Consider the following 308-nt stretch of genomic DNA (forward strand, 5'->3'; position numbering starts at 1 on the left):
GATGGGGCCCGGCAAATCGGTGAACACCGCGATCTTGTCGGAGCCAGAACCCTGCACCACGACAACGCGTTCTACAGCAAACGTAATCTCGCTCATAGCCCGTATTTCTCCTTGAACTGGTCCCATGTCATCGCCTTGTTCCCGGCCTTTACGATCTTGTCCGCGAACTTAGCACCCGGCTTGTATAGTAGCACATTCATCTTCGCGCTGTACTTGACAACGGTGCCGCCCTGAGCCTCGACAAACGCCTCTTCGTCAGCCGAGCGGTAACTGGTCCAAGCCACATTGACCCCTGCTAGCTTCGCGCC

General features: G+C 56.8%; 1 protein-coding gene. It reads right to left on the reverse strand.

The genetic code is table 11. The features are described 5' to 3' along the window. Positions 1-92: 92 nt before the first annotated feature. Positions 93-308, reverse strand: a 216-nt coding sequence (locus AC1RPU_RS08120) for a hypothetical protein (RefSeq protein ID WP_481769664.1), incomplete at its 5' end; no start/stop codon positions are given.

Source organism: Dellaglioa sp. CoH-55-MRSF-7, assembly GCF_056782235.1.